This is a genomic window from Shewanella sp. YLB-07 (assembly GCF_009377275.1).
Map to the genome: position 1 here is coordinate 108,405 of NZ_VOQB01000008.1, position 15,527 is coordinate 123,931.

20 protein-coding genes and 2 pseudogenes are annotated in these 15,527 nt (G+C 43.7%); 6 read left to right on the forward strand and 16 right to left on the reverse strand.

Annotated elements, in window-relative coordinates; genetic code table 11:
• Nucleotides 1-1,260 precede the first annotated feature (1,260 nt).
• Nucleotides 1,261-1,425 (reverse strand): hypothetical protein, encoded by a 165-nt coding sequence (locus tag FS373_RS31570; RefSeq protein ID WP_194165883.1) that lies wholly within the window; start codon nt 1,423-1,425, stop codon nt 1,261-1,263.
• A gap of 285 nt (nt 1,426-1,710) precedes the next feature.
• Here FS373_RS31570 and FS373_RS17960 point away from each other — a divergent pair, with 285 nt between their 5' ends.
• Entirely contained in the window at nt 1,711-1,977 is a 267-nt protein-coding gene (locus tag FS373_RS17960; RefSeq protein WP_152830062.1) for a helix-turn-helix domain-containing protein, read from the forward strand.
• 36 nt (nt 1,978-2,013) lie between these two features.
• On the opposite strand, the gene FS373_RS31575 is transcribed toward FS373_RS17960, so the two are convergent.
• A complete protein-coding gene (locus FS373_RS31575; protein ID WP_194165884.1) occupies nt 2,014-2,181 on the reverse strand; it encodes a hypothetical protein in 168 nt (55 codons plus the stop codon).
• Nucleotides 2,182-2,264: 83 nt separating this feature from the next.
• On the reverse strand, nt 2,265-2,450 hold the full coding sequence (locus tag FS373_RS17965; RefSeq protein ID WP_152830063.1) for a hypothetical protein: 186 nt from the start codon (nt 2,448-2,450) through the stop codon (nt 2,265-2,267).
• 272 nt (nt 2,451-2,722) lie between these two features.
• On the opposite strand from FS373_RS17965, the gene FS373_RS32095 reads away from it, so the two are divergent.
• Complete coding sequence (locus tag FS373_RS32095; protein ID WP_227992950.1) at nt 2,723-2,884, forward strand: hypothetical protein; 162 nt, start codon at nt 2,723-2,725, stop codon at nt 2,882-2,884.
• A 13-nt stretch (nt 2,885-2,897) separates the two neighbouring features.
• Here the strand turns inward: FS373_RS32095 and FS373_RS17970 are convergent, their stop codons facing one another.
• The gene (locus tag FS373_RS17970) at nt 2,898-3,455 is read right to left on the reverse strand and encodes a DUF1611 domain-containing protein (RefSeq protein WP_227992952.1); all 558 of its coding nucleotides are present in this window, start codon (nt 3,453-3,455) and stop codon (nt 2,898-2,900) included.
• A gap of 256 nt (nt 3,456-3,711) precedes the next feature.
• On the reverse strand, nt 3,712-4,053 hold the full coding sequence (locus FS373_RS17975) for a carbohydrate porin (protein WP_194165885.1): 342 nt from the start codon (nt 4,051-4,053) through the stop codon (nt 3,712-3,714).
• Nucleotides 4,054-4,634: 581 nt separating this feature from the next.
• Here FS373_RS17975 and FS373_RS17980 point away from each other — a divergent pair.
• Nucleotides 4,635-4,998, forward strand: a pseudogene (locus FS373_RS17980) (JAB domain-containing protein); the annotation flags it as partial.
• Between the two features lie 152 nt (nt 4,999-5,150).
• On the opposite strand, the pseudogene FS373_RS32595 reads toward FS373_RS17980, so the two are convergent.
• The 8 genes and pseudogenes from FS373_RS32595 to FS373_RS18015 all read right to left on the reverse strand — a co-directional run.
• A pseudogene (locus FS373_RS32595) lies at nt 5,151-5,260 on the reverse strand (GNAT family N-acetyltransferase); the annotation flags it as partial.
• A gap of 714 nt (nt 5,261-5,974) precedes the next feature.
• Complete coding sequence (locus FS373_RS32100; protein ID WP_265575341.1) at nt 5,975-6,277, reverse strand: hypothetical protein; 303 nt, start codon at nt 6,275-6,277, stop codon at nt 5,975-5,977.
• A gap of 11 nt (nt 6,278-6,288) precedes the next feature.
• Complete coding sequence (locus tag FS373_RS32105; protein WP_227992954.1) at nt 6,289-6,462, reverse strand: hypothetical protein; 174 nt, start codon at nt 6,460-6,462, stop codon at nt 6,289-6,291.
• A 217-nt stretch (nt 6,463-6,679) separates the two neighbouring features.
• Nucleotides 6,680-7,900, reverse strand: coding sequence for an aromatic amino acid transport family protein (locus FS373_RS17995; protein WP_194165886.1), 1,221 nt, complete (start codon nt 7,898-7,900; stop codon nt 6,680-6,682).
• A gap of 120 nt (nt 7,901-8,020) precedes the next feature.
• On the reverse strand, nt 8,021-9,418 hold the full coding sequence (locus tag FS373_RS18000) for a tryptophanase (RefSeq protein WP_322619527.1): 1,398 nt from the start codon (nt 9,416-9,418) through the stop codon (nt 8,021-8,023).
• A 755-nt stretch (nt 9,419-10,173) separates the two neighbouring features.
• On the reverse strand, nt 10,174-10,368 hold the full coding sequence (locus FS373_RS31580) for a hypothetical protein (RefSeq protein WP_194165887.1): 195 nt from the start codon (nt 10,366-10,368) through the stop codon (nt 10,174-10,176).
• A gap of 393 nt (nt 10,369-10,761) precedes the next feature.
• Nucleotides 10,762-11,040, reverse strand: coding sequence for an addiction module antidote protein (locus FS373_RS18010; protein WP_152830066.1), 279 nt, complete (start codon nt 11,038-11,040; stop codon nt 10,762-10,764).
• A gap of 1 nt (nt 11,041) precedes the next feature.
• Complete coding sequence (locus FS373_RS18015) at nt 11,042-11,341, reverse strand: type II toxin-antitoxin system RelE/ParE family toxin (RefSeq protein ID WP_152830067.1); 300 nt, start codon at nt 11,339-11,341, stop codon at nt 11,042-11,044.
• 443 nt (nt 11,342-11,784) lie between these two features.
• Between FS373_RS18015 and FS373_RS31585 the strand changes: the two genes are divergently transcribed.
• Nucleotides 11,785-11,937 carry a hypothetical protein gene (locus FS373_RS31585; protein ID WP_194165888.1) on the forward strand — a complete coding sequence of 51 codons (153 nt, stop codon included), beginning with the start codon at nt 11,785-11,787 and terminating at the stop codon, nt 11,935-11,937.
• A gap of 147 nt (nt 11,938-12,084) precedes the next feature.
• Here the strand turns inward: FS373_RS31585 and FS373_RS32770 are convergent, their stop codons facing one another.
• Nucleotides 12,085-12,414 (reverse strand): Fic family protein, encoded by a 330-nt coding sequence (locus tag FS373_RS32770; protein WP_416221767.1) that lies wholly within the window; start codon nt 12,412-12,414, stop codon nt 12,085-12,087.
• A gap of 137 nt (nt 12,415-12,551) precedes the next feature.
• Here FS373_RS32770 and FS373_RS18025 point away from each other — a divergent pair, with 137 nt between their 5' ends.
• A complete protein-coding gene (locus FS373_RS18025) occupies nt 12,552-13,457 on the forward strand; it encodes a substrate-binding domain-containing protein (protein WP_152830068.1) in 906 nt (301 codons plus the stop codon).
• Between the two features lie 226 nt (nt 13,458-13,683).
• Here FS373_RS18025 and FS373_RS18030 read toward each other — a convergent pair whose 3' ends face one another.
• Nucleotides 13,684-14,193 carry a GNAT family N-acetyltransferase gene (locus FS373_RS18030; RefSeq protein WP_152830069.1) on the reverse strand — a complete coding sequence of 170 codons (510 nt, stop codon included), beginning with the start codon at nt 14,191-14,193 and terminating at the stop codon, nt 13,684-13,686.
• The gene (locus FS373_RS18035; RefSeq protein WP_152830070.1) at nt 14,190-14,462 is read right to left on the reverse strand and encodes a DUF1778 domain-containing protein; all 273 of its coding nucleotides are present in this window, start codon (nt 14,460-14,462) and stop codon (nt 14,190-14,192) included. Before FS373_RS18035 ends, FS373_RS18030 begins: the two co-directional genes overlap by 4 nt.
• 418 nt (nt 14,463-14,880) lie before the next feature.
• On the opposite strand from FS373_RS18035, the gene FS373_RS18040 reads away from it, so the two are divergent.
• Nucleotides 14,881-15,477, forward strand: coding sequence for a hypothetical protein (locus FS373_RS18040; RefSeq protein ID WP_152830071.1), 597 nt, complete (start codon nt 14,881-14,883; stop codon nt 15,475-15,477).
• Nucleotides 15,478-15,527 lie beyond the last annotated feature (50 nt).

Here is a 15,527-nt window from a genome sequence, read left to right on the forward strand (position 1 = left end):
ATGACAAGTTTCTGTGTTTCAATCTACAGCTTTCTGTGTTTTGGATCTACAACTTTTTGTGTTTTGGATCTACAGCTTTCTGTGTTGTGACATGACCATTTTCTGTGTTGAACAAATCCGTGTTCGATAGACGCTGTCACAAAAGACGGCTCACTATTCATTATATTTTAGATAGTATTTCAATAAGATGCAGAACTAATTTTTTCATGATCATTATTTTGTGTTCTCATCTACACTTTTATGTGCTCGTCCATCACATCTTTCTGTGTTCCCATGATCATTTTTTTGTGCTGCTCGTGATCATATTTCTGTGTTGAGGTGCTCGCGTAGTTTTGGAGTCTGCAGCTGACGCTAAAACTGGCTCATTAACGGGTTTATGTAATGCATTGATTATAATTACCTTTTTGTTTGGCGATCATTTTTCCGTGTCCTCATCTACACATTTATGTGTTCTCACGATCGTTTTTATGTGCTCCCATGTACGTTTTTCTGTGTTCTTATCGACATAAATATGTGCTTTGATCTACACATTCTTGTGCTATTGACTGAGTTGAACGTCACTGTTGGCAAATACATTATTAGGCTGACTTTACCTAATCGCTTGTTTGTAAACGTTTTATTTTTAATTGTTGCCAGTGGGATGGCTCACTCTTGATCACATTGGGCATCTGCATGTGTGCCCACTGGCATGTCTTGGTTAATTAAGATACTGACAACAGAAATATTGATAGTTAAATATCTGCTATATCATGGGTTTATATTGGACAGTGGTGTTTTTTGTGCGAAGGCTTGTATTAAATTGATATGAAGAGTAGGCCTAAAAGGCCAAGAAAATGATCATGAACACCATAAAAAGGATCATCAAGGCTAAATTTCACGCTAAATGAGCCAGAAAAATGATCATGAGCCTGGGTGTACACCAGGAGTGATGCCAGAAAAATGATCATGAGAGGGCGTAGCACTACCCCATGAAGTTGAGAAAGAGAGGGGTGGCTTAAGGCTGATTTAGCGAATAAAGCGTGCTGGAGTGAAAGAAATTGTTGGTAGGCCAAGGCCTGAGCCCTGATAAGGGGGCGTGCTGGGGAGTGTTGATATCACCGAATAAACACCAGTGTTCATAGACATCATCATAGATGTCCTTCAGTACTGCTGATGAGCTTGGGGAGTCAATGGAAGGCGTGTTTCATTGTCGGCTAGGTTGCTCCGTGGTGGTCAGTATCCCGGTTCTTGAAAAGGCGGTTACAACGGAGGGTATCAGGATTAGGCAGACGTGAGTGCGATGTTGATTGCCTTGCCATTAAATCTACCCAAATCATTGTGGTAACGTGAAGGTAGGGGCTTGATGCTGTTGGTCTCCATAGTTAAGTGAATACCCGTCGGAGAAGGGGTGAGGGTTAGGTTTATCTGTGCTTGGTGAGCTGGCATTTTTTGATACTCACCGCTGGGAATCAATGGGTGATGAACATGGCGGTGGCAAGATACTGCTAAGTTGGATGACTATCCAATTTGAGTGGTACCGAAGTTATCCACTTGGCGATTAAGCATGGGCACAGGAGGGGGTATTGTGTGAATATGTCGATAAACTATCTATTATCAATGGTTTATTATTTTCGTTGGTAACGTGCCTTTTCCATCAATTCAGTGAATTGTTCGCAAGGAAGTCGTGTTAATGGTCAATTTAGGTTCACGATTGCGTGATGAACGACAAAATTGAGCATCAGTCAAACTGCTTTTGGCAGCATTGGGGGCGTGAAAAAAAATACCCAAAGCAATTATGAGCAGGGTATTCGGCTGCCAGATGCAGATTATCTTTCTCGTGTGGCGGAGGTGGGGGTAGATATTCAGACGGTGCTTACAGGGATCCCCGCGTTGGAAGTGGATGTGGCTACCGGTTCATTGCTTGGGTATTGGTCGATACTAAATGATGAGCACCAACAGTTATTATTAAAGTTTGCTCGGGTGCTGGCGAACGGTTAACGCCCAGTCTATTGCGGTGCAGCATCTTTGAGGTTTTCAATGTCCTGGCTGACGAAAGTGCAACCATTGTTGTTGATACTGGAGTTTGGGCGCTCTGTCTTGGGCAAGCAATGCTGGGCCATCAAGATCGAAGTGGCTGGCAAAGGCTAATAAGGGCTGATTGGCTTCGATGGCCAATGATGAGCACAGCATACAGTCAATCATTATTGCAAAACCTTAATTTTAAGCGGCTTGGGCCAGCGCGAGTGTTTCGGTTAATCCCCCTGTTTATCCAGTTTGATACTAAGTCACTCATGACGGCCAATGAGCTTGTCTAGGTCTTGACGTGTATGGCAGCTTTCGTCTGCACAAATGGGAATAGTGTGAGCCCAGCCGAGTAACTGCTGATCGTATTTTGCTGTAAATTGCTGTTCTAACACCAAAACATCAAATAACTGAGAGTTGATGGCACAGTGAAGCCAGCGCGAGTTCATTCCAAGTTCCGTTGGCACCGATGAGGATTTGGGTTAGGCGCCCTGTGCCAGGTAATGTGTGGCTTCTTGCGCTATGTTAATCGACACCATTCTTGCTGTCGTTATACGCGGCGCTTGGATTTGGGAGCGAGAGGGTGCCATGACCGCTCGGCATGTTTCCCCGTTGTGGGGAGTACATTCGCTATAGACGCTTAGCCCATTATGATTCAGCATCATCTCTACGATCTGAAGGGGATAAGTGATGCGCGTTGCCGTGATCTTCATGGCAGATAATGGGCGATAGCGTCAATGCCAAATCGAAGTGGATCGGTCACGGGGACATCATAGAGTTGTTGCCACTGAATGTAGAGCTGGTTGGCATGTGTGACAGTGATTGGGTATTCACGCTGATCCCGGCTAATAAGACGTCTGGATTGGTTAACTTGGTGGCTTGAAGATTAGCCGTGATCACGTCACACCGGCACAGCTAGGATTAAATAAAGACCCTTGTCCCTCAATAACATCCCATGTTTGATGCGTAAAAGCAGGGCTCAATTGCTCCACTGCACCGGAAACAAAATCAGCGGCTACGGTATCGATGGCGATGCCACAGCCTTTGATCAATATGCCCGTTTGACTGGTGGCGACAAACCGAGCGAGCTCGCCTTGTTGGTTGAGCGCCTCAACGAGCGACGGGGCTGTGTACATTTTGCCTACAGAGCAATCGGAACCAACCGTTAATACCCGTTTGCCGGTTCTTTTACTGCCGTTACCCACCTGCAGGGAAGCAGAAGCGTGTCGTAAGTCAAATAGCTGGACCCCCGCCAGCTCCGCTGAAAGTCGAATCTCACTGATCGCTTGCAGGCGTTGATGCGTCCCTGCGGCAATATGAAACCCAAGCTCGATGGCATTGATGATCACGTTTACCCATGACATGGGGAGCTGTCGGTCGGTGAGGCTACTACCGATGATCAGGGTATTGACGCCCAGGCAGGGGCTGTGGGGAGACAGACGTAATTGTCCCAAGCATTTTTCCGGCCGCCACAGGGACCCCCCCCGTGCGGTTTTCACGTTCAGTGGATTAGGATCTTCGCCTAACAGCAATAAATAGGGGGCTGGTATGAGCATGGGACGGGCCATTCCTTAGGTTGTAAATAAAAAAAAGCCCGAGCTGAACGGGCAAATTGGTGGTCGAACTTAATCAGTTTAAGCGGGGGTAAATAGCCAATGAAAGGGCACCGTCAACCAGCATTATGAAGAATATGCCTAGTCCCATAGTGGTTTATAAAGTGAAGTACGTTCGCAGTCCCATGATCCAGGAGTCATCCGCTTGAGGATTCAGGGGAAGTGTGTGCAAGTATTGTATATTGGGGCTGAGGGTGAGGTGTTTCCCCCAATGCCATTTATAAAAGACTTCTGCAGTGTATTGATCATCACTGTCTCCAAATAAGGCTGAATTGGGTTGTCCCCATCCAAGCCCAAGGTTAAGGGAATCTTGGCTTCCGCCCAGTCCGAGATAACCCACACCGGCAGTGATTGAGTGGGTGATTAAACTGGCGTCTCCCTCGGCGTAACCGGCTCGGAAAAAGGGTAGCCATTGGTCGATGCGATAGGTGGTAGACACATCCTTGTCTGTCAGAACATGGAGTGAGCGCAGGAAGCCAGGCGAAAACGAAGACGATAACCCCCTAAAACGGAGACAACACCATGGTAGATTCAGCCACTTCCTCAATCACTCACACTACAGCACTGAGCGCGATTACCAGCCACAAGATACCTGCAGGCTCTTCCAAATCCGATATCCAGTCCAAGCACAAAACAGTCAAGCATCACACGTTTATGCATCGTTATCGTGAGTATGTTCAATGGCGTTTAGCAGGACGGATAGGGGAGACGCGCCCGAGCTTAAATCCACTGGTGATTGCCCTCTATGGCGCTGATACCGCCAGATTACTTGAGCGCTATGACACGCTTGTACATCGGGTCTCGGGCTGTGATGTGCATCAACGGATCAATTGGCGTCAACAAGCGGTGATCACCTTGGCTGATTGGCCAGCGCACAGTGCCAGACTCAATAAAATGTGGCACGCATGGCAGTGTCCAAGATCCCGATGCGATAACATCTCTATGTTTACCCCTCACGAGGTAACCACCTTGAGTCAAGCGGCAGTCATTATCACGTCAAGGTGTCGGATCACGTCGGCGCTTAATTGCCCTGATGCGGTCAAAACCTTGTGCATCAATCGTTTGGCCGCCAAAGAACACGAGGTGTTCGCTGTACTGATGCTCGATAGCCAGTATCGGTTAATTGAGTTTGTCGAGTTGTTCACCGGCACCATTGATGCCGCTTCGGTGTATCCACGTGAAGTGGCGAAAGCCGTGCTGCGTTATAATGCGGCGGTAATCGTTTGTCACAATCATCCGTCCGGTCTCGCGGAGCCCAGTCAGGCGGAGAGGCATTACTGAACGCGTAGTTAGGGTGTTAGAGGTGTTGGATGTGCAGGTGTTAGACCATATTGTGGTGGGATTGAATGAAACGGTGTCTTTTGCTGAAAGAGGCTGGTTATAGCCCCCTGCAGGCCACGCGATGTGGCCTTAATATGTTGGCAGGAGCTGGCAAACATGGGGAGAGCGTTGAATAAGTTTTCGATAGCCCATCGTTACCTCGTAGATCTAAAGGGGGGCTAACCGCTTGGAAAACACCGTTAGCGACTCTCACGTCTAAGTGAATAATTGACCGACTGTTTTCTTGGAATAAACATCCTAATTCTGTCATTAATTTCACAGAGAACCTCAAAACCATATTCTGCGCTAAATGACTCCGCCTGTTGTGCCACTATCGACGCCGTGCATGCGCCCACGACAGCATGGATGCAGGAGGTAGAGTGAGCCGAACTACCTACAAGTTTGTTACTGGTATGCGGCTAACCGTCGACTTGCAGGCATGTAGTGTGCCACTACACTTCTTCACTATTTGAAGAGGTGAATTACATGTATTGCGAACGTACGCCTAATTAGAGCTCGTCAATAAGCCCGCATTAGTTCATCGATAACACATCTTGTTGCTGAATAGCTGGGGCGTCCACATAAATTCTTAGGAGAGCGATGCCCTGAAAATATTCATCGGATAATTCTGGGATTATGCAAGTTAAAAATAAATCACATATCTTCACGTTACTTAGCTACTTAGCTACTTAGCTACTTAGCTACTTAGCTACTTAGCTACTTAGCTACTTAGCTAGCTAGATGCGTTAAATATAAGCAACAGGCGAAAAAGCTCAAATAAATGGTGGGATCTTATAATAGCTTATCAGGTTGAGTTAGGTTTGCTTCTAAATATCGGGTAGCAACGAATTAATCTGGTCTGAACGCACCGGACACCTTGATTGTGGGTAATACGTTAATCAATCGAGGTGAACATGAACACAAAACGTCAGTATCGAGCTTATGCCAAAGAATTCAAAGAATTCAAAGAAGACGTCATCGGCTTCATCACTGAGCAGGGCGACACTGTCCCACAAGCTACAGATGCGCTATAAGTGCCGTCAAACCTGATTATGACTGGAAACGGAAGGCTGAAGATCTAGAGATCTTAACCGTGAGTTCAGATGAAAAAGCAGCGTTATTAGCGCTTCGAAAAGAGGTGGAACAGCTGCGGGTGGAGAAAGAAATATTAAAAATACCCAAGGGGGACGCCGAGTCCAGTGGCTTCTTTCGCGAGAGAAATGAAGTGAATTTTCGGTGTATTCGAGCGTATTTCCCTCGCTCCCCGATAAAAATTCTTTGTGATGTTCTGCCAAGAGGTCGCCCTGCTTGACGCGATCACCTTCCTCTACCAACAGTCGCATGACCTGACCGTTTACCTGTGCCCCTCGACTTGCTTGAGTGGATGCAGTGTGCCACTGGCTTGCACCGCTTTTACCATGTCCTGATAGCGGACATGGGTAGTTAAATAAACCGGAGTCGCCGCGTCAGGCCATAAATACAGGACCGTGATCCCCCCAACAAAGCCAATGCCAGCGTATTTATGCATAACTTTTTCATCGTAGACTCGCTGTCCGCAATGAGGTCAGAACAGAGGCTGTTCTGCAGTATCGAAGACGGTGCAGAGACCCTAATGCGGGAGTGTTCATCTGCATCCGTCTGCCAGGCAGGAAGGATAACTGCAGCAATGTATGTGGGGGAAGATTATGGGTCATGGTATTGCTCCTGTCAGGTAAGTTATGGTGCGGGAAACGTGGGCAACAGCTCTACAGCAGCATCGAGCAAATAATGAGTAGGCTGTAACACAGGATGAGCCAAGGGGTGACGATGCCGCCGTACGTCACAAATCCGTCGTCAGGGTGTTTTTTTCGACTCGCTAGCACCAGTAAGGCCGGCACAATACCACTCCAGATTGCCCCCGCTAACCCGGCAAAGCCGATGGCAATCACAAATCCATTGGGAAGCAGTAATGAACAGACTAGGGGAGGGACGAGCACTAATATCCTTGGGTAACGTGGAGTTAGATTCAGTTGATTGATCATGATGTCTGACAGGTAATCGAGTAAGCCTTTAGCGACACCGATAAAGGAGGTGATCACCGCCACTTGTACAAAGAAAAATAGCACCGCACTCAGCTCATTATTGTTGTGGCTGATCAGTGACACGATGCCTTCAATATCCGCATTTTCCGTATTGACGGTATTAATCATGTCACTTTGGCTTTGATTTCCCATAATGACAAACATCCATAAGATATAAAATAAGCTGACCAGTGACAGGCCCAATAAAATACTTTTCATGACTTTAGTTGGTTTGTTTTTATATAGCGTTCTTAACATGGGAATTATCTGTTGATAACCTGTCGCAGCAAGGAAAAATGGTAAGGTTAATATGACGTAAGGTAATAATGGTATCGTGATACTGAATACAGATTGTTGATGGTTAATTATGTTACTTAAAGCTACGGTTGAGCCAAGGTTTATCAGTATATACGCAAAGGTACACAGCATGGTGAAAATAAGTACGCTTGATACCTTACTTATAATAATGGGTTTACAACAGATGACCGCCCCTAATACTGCAGTAAATAATAAGGCGGATAGAGATGCGTTTATTTCAAACCCTGTGAATAACTCACTATAAATCATCACCGTATGTGTCCCTGCGGTAATATAGGCATATAATAAAACAAAACCATTAAACATCATCGCTATATCATTGATATAAACTGATTTTTCACCCAGGCAATCTTTTATCATTGAATGAAACCCGGTGCCTAAAGGGTATTTCATATTCACTTCAAGTAACATGGAACCCGTTGCAAGCATATATAATGACGTCACTATGATCACAGCGACACTGAGGAAAAACCACATACCAATACTGACTATCGGTAAACTCATCATGCCTGCACCCACAGCGGTGCTGATCACCATGGCTGCGCCGTAGATCAACGAGACTTTTTTAGTTTCAGACGGAGAGTTCATTAGTACCATTACCTATATTCATTGGCTGAGATAACAAGTGAGTCCATTAGCGCATAACGACAAACTGGGGCGTGTAAGCGGAAACTCATGCCATTGAAAAACATGAGTTTCATTAGGTGATTAAACCGGCGTTAATTTTGCGAGGAAATGTCTGAGTACAGGTGGTTCGTAAGTGAATATATAGCCTGGGATCTGCACTTTGTGCTTCATCACATTAATAATGGCATCGGCTGCATACGCGATGTGTTCATTGGTATAGACTCGTCTGGGGATCGCGAGCCTGAGCAACTCCGTTGGCGATGTTTTTTGCTCACCCGTGTCTGGATCCCGTCCAAGTAACAATGAGCCTATTTCTACACTGCGTATCCCCGCTTCCTGATAGAGGGCGATGGCGAGTGCATGCCCAGGAAACTGGTGAGCGGGTATGTGGGGCAGGAAGGCTTTGGCGTCAATAAACACTGCGTGACCGCCACAAGGATGTTGCACGGGCACGCCAGCATCTGCGAGCTTGTTATTGAGGAAAGCGACTTGATTTATTCGCGATGTCAGGTGGGCGTGATCCAATGCTTCATACAGTCCTACCGCCATCGCTTCCATGTCTCTGCCCGCTAATCCTCCATAAGTGGCAAAGCCTTCCATCGGGATACACAGGATCTGGGTTTTTCGGTATAGCTCTTCATTATTTTTGAAGCAGCACAGACCACCAATATTGACCATGGCATCTTTTTTGGCTGACATGGTAAACATGTCGCCATACTGGAACATGGTGTTCACAATGTCTTTGATATCGGCATCAAAATAGTCTGGATCTCGCTGTTTGATAAACCACGCATTTTCAGCAAAGCGCGCCGCATCAATAACGACCGGAATTTGGTGAAGCGAAGCTATCGCATAAACTTCGGCCATATTATTCATCGAGACAGGCTGACCCCCCATGCTATTACAGGTGACGGTCATGATAATGGCAGCAATATTATTGACGCCATGATGTTCAATGGTTGCGAGCAATTGCGTCAGGTCGAAATTGCCCTTCCACGGGTGAAACGTGTCGGCGTTATAGGCCTCTTCAATGACAACATTGACCGCCTTTGCGCCATTGAGCTCCACGTGTGCGGCGGTTGTATCGAAATGGTAATTGGAGATAAATACCGGGTTTTTCCCGCCTCGTTTGTCTTGCATATCCTGGATGAGAATAGGAAACAGGATTTGTTCTGCGCCTCGTCCCTGATGGGTGGGGATGGTGTATTGATAGTCAAAAATAGCCGTTACCGCAGCTTCCAATGCATAATAACTTGAGCTGCCAGCGTAAGATTCGTCTCCCCGCATGATGGCCGCCCACTGTTGGTTACTCATGGCGCCGGTGCCAGAGTCGGTAAACAGATCGATGAAGACTTGATCGCTTTTTAACAGGAAAAGATTAAACCCCGCCTCAGTGATCGCGTGTGCTCGCTGTTGCTTAGTGAGAAGGTGGATAGGCTCAACGGCCTTAATTTTATAAGGTTGAGGTAAATTAATCACAGCATTAACTCTCTATTTTAATAAAGTAAAATTATGGAAATAAATTTATTTTAAATAATTAGAAAGAGTGTGATCTTATGGTGCTGAGGTTAATGCTCGGCTCTCTGGTGAACCAAGAAAATTGAGGTGGGAATGGGAGAGCACTAAATGATTTGAATATAGATATATTAATAGCCATTTTGTCCCCCAAAAAATCAATTTAACTTTTAAAATTATACATAATGTGATTGCTAAGTAAAGATTTAGATGTGTTATTTTGTAAGGTGTTAATCCCCAAGTGTTTATATGATGTTCTTTGTCGCTACGAAGGTAATTATTCGTGATTGTTTACACGTTTTCAATATGGAAAACATCATAAAAACGATAATAATTGAGGGTGAAAATCGTTAATAAAGGAATATTTATTAATGCAAATGACTCTTGGGAACTACCTGCTATATACGTTATTGCTAATCCGAATAGCATTAGTTTAAAATATGGTTTTGGATAGTAAGTCGATTGGCATTAGCGAGGGAGAAAATTATGCCTTGTCCCTTTACTGAACTAGTGGGCTATTGTCATTAAGCATCATATAAGTCCAAGTTTGAGTCTCCGTTGCAAAGATCATTATCAGCTAAGCGTCTCTTTTATTTTAGGCTCGCTAATGCATTAAATAGGCGTGTTCGTGATTGACCGTGTGCGGTTTCACTTTGTTGTTGCTCTGGGCATCTTCAACTTCACCATCGAGTCGCATTTAGCGATAGTTGGCCAAGTCATTAACGGTGATCTTGCTGGCAACAGGGTCGCCCATGGCATGACTTATCCATGGTTAACTTAGCCATGCGCTGTTCGGGTTTGGTCAATTGGCGGCCATGAAAATCATGCCACTTATTTCTCAATTCAGACAATCGACGGTTATCGACCTTTTCACCTAGCCAGGGTTTGTCATCGGCTTTCTTTATAGTGATCAATGCTCATTATTGTTCACTCAAAAAATGTTCCTTTGAGATTGACAATGAGCGCCCGTTTTTTTCTACTCATTCATTGAAGCGCTTTTTATCATACGCTCAACGTGGTGGCATGTATTGGGGGAGAAACTAATAATTTTGTTTATTAATTGATAAATTCTGGGCAGAAAGTTGCTGTGTCATAAAGCTCAATCAATTTGAGCTTTATCAAGCAGGCCATCAGGTTTTCACCTTGTCGAGAAAGGGACTCGTGCTATTGTTTAAGCGCACGGCCCCAAGGAGCGATGGATACCGATTTTTAATCTACGCGAGCTGCAGCCTTGTACTTCATGGCGAGTCAAGCACACTCACCTTAAAGCGGATACTTTACCCCGCTAATGTTCCGTTAGCGGCCTGTTAAGCGACTTTAAGATGAAGCCCTATCGCATGAGTCACTTTGAATATCGTACTCCACTTAGGCTGTGTTTTTCCGTTAAATGTTTTATATAAACTTTCACGGCTTAACCCGGTGAGCTCGGCGATATCAGTTACCCCGTGTTTTTTAACTAAATGCCCGAGAGCAGAAACAAACACATTGGGATCTTCATCTGCTAAGCAGTCACGCAGAAATGCATTAATTTCCTCTTGGGTATCCATATAATCAAAAGGATTAAAGGCCGTTGTTATCGTATTCATATCAATCCTCCAACTGAGCGAGAAGCGCATGGGCTTTGTTAATGTCTTGCTGCTGTGTACCTTTGTGGCCACCATGCAATAACAAGATAATTTTTTGATCGCGGGTGGTAAAATAAACCCGATAGCTTTTACTGACAAAAATCCGCATCTCTAGTATCGGTGCACCCACACTTTTGCTGTCACCAAAGTGGCCATTTTCCGCTCGCATGATCCGCATCAGTATCGCTTTTAACGCGCTCTTGTCTTTCATTTTTGAAAGCCATTTATCAAATTCTGCCGTTTTATGCACCGTATATTTCATAGAATTGTATCCCACAAGCTACAATTTATCAATGTTCAGGATTGATCAATTGGCGGCCGTGAACATCGTGCCACCTCTTTATCAACTCAGACAAGTGCTAACTTATCGGTCTTTGCACCTAGCCAGAGTTTGTCATCGTCTTTTTCATGGTGAACTGTTCAATATTCATAATGGTTCGCTAAAAATGTGCCTTTGAGTTTGACTATGAGCGCCCGTTTTTTGTCTGCTTATTCACTGAGGCGTTTTTTATCATACGCTCAACGTGGTGGCATGTATTGGGGGAAGGTTATAGTGTGGTTTATAATTGATAGATTCTGAATTCTTTATCAGCAAAAGGTATTGTTAGCGGTAAGTGCACTGATGCTTATTGACTCCAGATTGATAAATGGCAGTTTGTGATGGAGCATTAATAATATGTGTTAGCTTGTACAGGAGCGTGAGTCATGAAAAGTGGGAAGAAAAAAGTCACGCAAAAAATGATATACAGAGCCGTTGCTAGTTCTACCGCGATTGAAACAAGAGCGTCGGTACGTTCGATTGAACAAAAGCTAAAAGACAACAAGGGCAAGTACCGTTACCTGTCATTAGCCCACTAAATGATATCCATAGCGAGTCTTTCCATATGACTGGTAGTCATGTGATACACCAGCTTGAATGGAAGCGATGTAAAAATCTTTGTGCTTATCCCAAAGGCTGTAGTCTAACAAGACTAATCCAGCTTTGTTGTCCATACCGTCTAAGAGTCATCGGCTCAAACGTCCATTCCCTTCTCGAAATGGATGTATCAAGATAAATCCGATATGACTACGTGCTAAATATGAGACTAATTCTTCCTTATCAAAATGTGGTAAATATTGAAATTGGGATAAATACTCTTCTCCAAACAAATCTAGACATTTGCCAATTTGAAGCGGTGAAGTGAACTGAAATCCGGCTTTCCCCATCTCTACATTTCTGATTTTCCCCGCCCATTCATAGACGTTGCCGAGCCATTGTCTGTGCCAGGTAGAAATGTGTTTAAAAGAAAAACCGGATAAGTGCGAGAATTGCGATTTATGAAAGCGAGCAGCCACAACTACCCGTCTAAAGACGGGGGTTAACCTATTTTTCGGACGAATAAATCCTTATCCTAGTTGTCGCTCTATAGTTTACCGTTCCGTTGCACCATCCTCCCCATATTTGACCTATAGTCATTAAATATAGCCCTTAAATGACGGGTGCCGCCTTGATTGCTAAGCACAGGTTAATCTGTATTTTTACTGCTTTCATATTGATCTCGAATGTTTCACCACTGTATGCAAATGAAAGGATCACCTGGATGGGCTGTGGGATATCAAGAAAGGCATTTATGGAAGAAATAGCTAAGGCATATACAGAAAAATATGACATCAAGTTTAGAATGGCTGGGGGCGGCGCCACTAAAGGAATTCGTTTAACAGCCAACGGGATAGCGGATGTGGGTGGCTCATGTAGGCATGTCTTACGGCTAAATGGGGACATCGTCAGTGAGGAACAAGGCGTGACGATGGTTCATGTGGCTTGGGATGCGATTGTCGTCATTACACATAAAAGTAACCCGGTAAAAAACATCTCATCACAGCAATTAAGAAATATCTATGTTGGTAAAATCAGTAACTGGCAATCTCTTGGGGGGGATAATCAGGCGATAGATGTCAATGTCAGGAGTTCATCCATTTCAGGCGTTAGTTACATGTTCAGAATGCTCATTTTTGATGACCCTCATTTTGAATTACCCATAAAAACCTTGCAACATGAATCGTCAGGACCGCTTGAAAAGAACATTGAGTCTCGTTCCATTTACGGTATCGCTGTTACTGGCATCAGTTCTGCAAGAAAAAGAGCTGTGTCAATATTATCGATTGATGGTGTTTACCCATCGAAGCAGAATATTGCATCTGGGCAATATCCCTATTTTAGGCCGTTATATATGGTTGTGCTTAATCACCCCCAGCAAAAGACCAGAGATATTATGAACTATATTTTAAGTGAAGAAGGACAAGCTATCATTTCTCAACAAGGAACCATCAACTTAAAAGAAGGAAAGAAATTAGAAAAGCGCTGGACCATGACGCCATTAATACAGCAAGTCCCTTAGCGCGTTCGCATAACAACATAAATTAGAGCTTAAGGAATAACACATTATCATTTAGATCTATTACTCATTCACATGCTGTTAATGCGAGTTTGCCCTACGAGAACTTATTTGAATAGACAGCGGTACGGTGATTTATGTTTCATTGAGCCGTCTATAGTCCTTGATGTCTATTTCTAACCCATAGATTATTAAAAGATGGCGTCTATAGTCGAAAGAAAGGTATTTTTTAGTCTTCTAAATAGCCTAAGCTCGCTCTAACATCAGAAATGGTGATGAAGAGTTTGTTCTCTTCATCTTGAAATGTTTTGAATCCATAGCGCTCATAGAAGTGTTTTGCGCCGTCTTTTGCGTCAACAATAACCACTGGGAATGCAACGCTGTCACTGGCGGCTAGTAGCTTTCGTAGTGCATCGATAAGTAACCACTCACCAAAGCCTTTCCCTTTATAGCGATCATCGACAGCTAAACGGGCAATGAGACCGCCAGAAGTAGATGATTGATGCTTTTTTTGTAACTTATCGGGTAAAGCCTTTAAGTCAATTGGTGTCATTGTTAGTGTATAAAAGCTAATGATATGCGAGTTATCGTTATCATCTTCTAAAACGAAAGTTCTGGTGTTGTCTTTCTTTGCTTGCTGACTCGCCATCACTTTCAGATAGTTGTTAAGAGATTCAATACCACAGTTGAATCGGTTTCTACCGTGTTTAACTTTGTCTAGAAGTACCGTATTCATCATTGAACTTTGTTCTCGTAACGTTCAGAAGCAGCTTTAAGCTTTGAGTTTGTCGTTGCTGGGCGGTCTAAGCTTTTCATCAACAACATTGCATCAGTTTGACTAAGTTTTAGCAATTGCTCACGCTCAATAACTTGTTTTGCTTTTTCGATTGCAGCGCTCAAGACAAATGAGTTAATACTAGACATACCAGCAATTGCTGCCGCCTTAGTAAGTAAATCTTGTGTATCGACATCAACTCTTGCAGTGATGCGAGGCAAAGTAGTAGCCATAATGTAATTATCCTGTCGTGTCAAAGTGTCACATGGATATTATGGTCTTAAAGTGTTCAACAAGCAATTGCTGTGTCATTTTGGCACGCGAACCAACAAATAAGTATTGAAAAAATGGGTAGCCTTGTTGGTTTTTTCATGGCGAATTGGATTCGAAAGAGCCCCAAAACGTTTTTCAAGCTATTGCTAAAGGCATACCCTAGTCGCGCAATCTATTTTACATCGATACGAATCAGACTGACACGTTTCTGCCCCAAAGTGAGTCAGCGCTGACAGAAAGCACATTTTACCAATGAGTTATTTGACATACTTTTTCTCATGGAAGTATCCTGTTTACGATACTAGGAGCTTACCAGTGCGTTTTATTGGCTCTTTAGGTACAACCTTATTGCAGGTGTTGAATGTTTAAGAGGGAATCGTGGAAAAATTACTTAATAAATTTGGTTATTATAAAAAACCAAAGGCTCAAGCTAAGCCAACTATTACTTATCGAGTGCCTCAATCACCGGAAGCAAATACGCAAAAACTGATAGAGATCGTAGCAGAGGGTAATAAGTGGCTTAAAGCTAGGACTCAAGAGTCTAATGCAAAAACGGGAATGTTTTTTAGCATTGTTCTTCTCATTGAACACAAAATTAGTAACTTGCTAGTCTGTATCGAGCCTGAAATAAAAGATGCAATGCTAGGTAAGAAAATTGAGACGTTGAAGTCATTTATCAATATTTATGAGTTTGAAGAGGCTAGTGAAAAAAAAGAATTTAGAGAGTTACTACCTCCTTTGCATGAAATAAAGAACATCAGAAATAAGCTTGCTCATGATCTTATGAAGTCAAAAATTGAGTTAAAGGAACTCCCGAGAACTCTAGCGTATGTTCGAAAAAGAGAGCAGAAATTCGTTAAAGAGGTGCTGAATAAAATCGAAGATGATAGCGAAAGATCTTGTGTGTTGTTGGCTAAATTTGGCTTTATGTTTTCAGTTGAACTTGCTCATGTAGCTATCACAGTAGAAACATGAAAAAATCGATTGGTATTTATGCGGTCATGTTCCCACAGTAATGACAGAGT